Annotated in this window: 2 protein-coding genes; one reads left to right on the top strand and one right to left on the bottom strand. The window is 62.0% G+C overall.

Annotation, left to right across the window (positions count from 1 at the left end):
• The first annotated feature begins 26 nt into the window (after positions 1-26).
• Positions 27-1,625, top strand: coding sequence for an autotransporter family protein (locus tag AC1DIO_RS35110; protein WP_476854927.1), 1,599 nt, complete (start codon positions 27-29; stop codon positions 1,623-1,625).
• Positions 1,626-2,827: 1,202 nt separating this feature from the next.
• On the opposite strand, the gene AC1DIO_RS35105 is transcribed toward AC1DIO_RS35110, so the two are convergent.
• On the bottom strand, positions 2,828-3,028 hold a 201-nt coding region (locus tag AC1DIO_RS35105), incomplete at its 5' end, for a hypothetical protein (protein ID WP_476854908.1).

Raw genomic sequence — 3,028 nt, 5'->3', positions numbered from 1 at the left:
CGCTTACTCAGGCCACTGCCTGGACGATGACGGGCAATTCGACCGCAACGAGTGTTACCAACGACAACAGCCAGATTATCTATAGCCCTCCCACGGGGGATTTGACGCAGCTCGCGAGTTACAAAACGCTGACCGTGAGAGACTATGTTGGCAGGAGCGGAACGCTCGCTCTCAACACCTATCTCGGCTCCGATGGCTCCCCCTCTGACCGCTTGGTCATTGATGGTGGTCGGGCGAGCGGGACGTCATCGCTGCTGATTTCGAATACCATTGGGCCGGGCGATCTGACCCTAGGAAATGGCATTCTCGTCGTAGATGCCATCAACGCGGGCACGACGGATGCAGGTACATTCGCGCTAGGCAGGCCGGCTATTGCAGGGCCGTACGAATATGCCCTCCTACGGGGCAGCGTGGACAATTCAGGACCTCAGAATTGGTATCTGCGATCGGACTTGCAGCCCGATCCAACGCCACCAGGGCCCGACCCGACTCCAATCCCGCCTGGGCCGGGCCCGACACCGGCGCCGCCAAGCTCGGGTATTCCGAATTTCCGGCGAGAAGTCTCGCTGTTCGCCGCGCTTCCGGCGATGGGGCTGATATATGGCCGTACCCTGATCGACAGCCTGCACGAACGGGGCGGCGAATTGCACCCGCTCGCGCTGCCGCCGGTCAGCGAGGAGCGGACGATCTGGTGCAAGAATCCGGAGAAAAACTTTCGCTGCACCACCACCGTGCAACTTCCGGTCGGCGCCAGCGTCCCCGGCAGCTCCTATGCTTCGGCCGGCTGGGCCCGGATCATCGGCCAGCACGGCAACCAGGACGGTGGCCCCTGGGGCATCTACCGCAACGGCCCGAACTACGATTACGACATGTACGCCTTCCAGGCCGGGCTCGATCTCTATCGCAGCCTCGGCACTGACGGCAGCCGCAACCACGCCGGCCTCTATGCCGCGATCGGACGGATCGAAGGCGATGTCACCCATTTCAACGGCATCAAGGCCGGCACCAACACCATCGACGGCTATTCGCTCGGCGCCTACTGGACGCATTTCGGACCGTCCGGCTGGTATCTCGACGGGGTCGTGCAGGGCACCTGGTACGCTGCAGAGGCTGACTCAAAGCGCTTGTTCAAGTTGAAGCGCGATGGTTTCGGCTTCGCGGCCTCGCTCGAGGGCGGTTATCCGCTCCAGCTAGGCAACGGCTTCATCCTTGAGCCACAGGCACAGATGATCTACCAGACCCTGGCCAACGGATCCGGCCGTGACGAGGCGGCGCTGGTGCGCTTCAGCGATGCCGATTCTCTGGCCGGCCGCATCGGCGCCCGCCTGGCCAAGAGCTGGACGCTGGAGGAGGATCCGCGCGCCAAGCCCCGCCTGCTCACCGCCTGGCTGAAGGCGAGCCTCTGGAACGAGTTCCTCGGCGATCCCAAGACCTCGTTCTCCTCGGCCACGGGGCTGATCCCCTTCCACGCMGATCTCGGCGGCTCCTGGGCCGAACTCAGGACCGGTGTCGACGCCCAGATCAGCAGGAACACAGCGCTCTACGCGTCGGCCGGTTACTCGATCGGGCTCAATGGCCGCTCGCGCGCCTATGACGGCCGGCTTGGGATCAAAGTAAGTTGGTAGCGCAAGCTGTGAGCGTCCCTGAGACCGTTGCTGAAGGGGCAAAGCGATCGACGCTACATCTAAAGGGCGAGTGCGGCCAGCGCGTCACCTGGTAGGCGCGGGCGTCTGCGGGGGAGCTTCGCGATTGCACCAACCCGGCTGTCCTTACCCTGTCTTGCCTTCAGTCGAGTTGCCCGGAAGCGGACCCTGCAGATGTCGGTGACGGGCCGCCAGGCTAGGATGATTTAATTTCCGAGTTGGGTCGTTTCCGGAAAGGGCGACGGCGGACCACCAACGTCCGGGATGGGAGCCGGCCGGATTGCATCAAGGCGTTCCGTTCGGCGCGCCCAGTTCCTCATCGACCTCGCCCTCGAAGGCGCGCTTCTTCCCCACGATGAAGCGTCGGTAGCCTTCAGGGCCGATCTAGGCATTGACACCCGCCGTCTCGGCACGTTTCCGCTTGCCGATCGGGACGGCATCTCCTCAGTCGGGCTGAGTTTGCGGTCCGGTCGGCAGGAGCTTTGCCATTTTCCTGAGGTTCTGGACGGTGGCTACGACGAGAGCGGACGTCGTTCCCCAAGCAGACATGCGATGGAACCGGACGTGGTAATGGGCTACCTTCCAAATTGGCTTCCCAAGAAGCTGTCTCCATTGGACCTTAAGTCCTACGTCTACATAGTTTTCGAGATGGAGACCCGGGAGCGATCAATGCGGTGTACCCGATATTCGAGCGCGGTTGTCATTGGCCTTGTAGCGAGCAGCCTGGTTGCAAACGTGAAGGCGGCAGAGGGCCCCTTAGTCACCTATCAAGGAGCCTGGCTCGCGGACGACCTCGCTTGTGGAGACGTATTCACGCCGGGGCGTAAAGGAATGATGTTCAAGGTCCCTACGGAGCTATTCGTCCCTGCCTTCATTATCTCCGGGGATCGCATCAGCACGCCTTGGACGGCCTGCCGGATTGGCGCCGTCAGCCGCATCGGCGACCGTGATAACCTGTCACTATTCTGCGTCCACTCTGTTACCCGCACCCAGTCCTCCGCGATCCTAGCAAAAGGGTCAGACGGGCGCTTAAAGCGCTATTCCAACGCCAGCGATCAAACCGGCAGCAACTACAGGCTCTGCAGTAAATAGGCCTCCGGAGGTCTCAGTGTGACACTGACAGACCGCCGGTAAGCAGATCTTCGGTTGGTGCTTTATGCCCCCGGCTTCGCGGGGATCGCCCCTTAGGGGACCTTCGACGATGCATGCAATGGGGGCTTGATGGCCTGAGCGACTGCTGCGGCGATCTTCTGCGCTACGCCACTTTCGAGATCGATGATGTTCCCGGAATGCAGGTCGGCCTCGTAAATAGCGGACCAGCGAATGGCGGCCGTTTCTCCATCTACGAGCCGGCTGGTTATTCTGAGCTTGTTATCGGCAGCACG

The organism is Allobosea sp. 05T439 (assembly GCF_056396005.1).
Note: the sequence above shows the minus strand (reverse complement) of the source record. Positions and strands in the feature narration are given on the sequence as shown.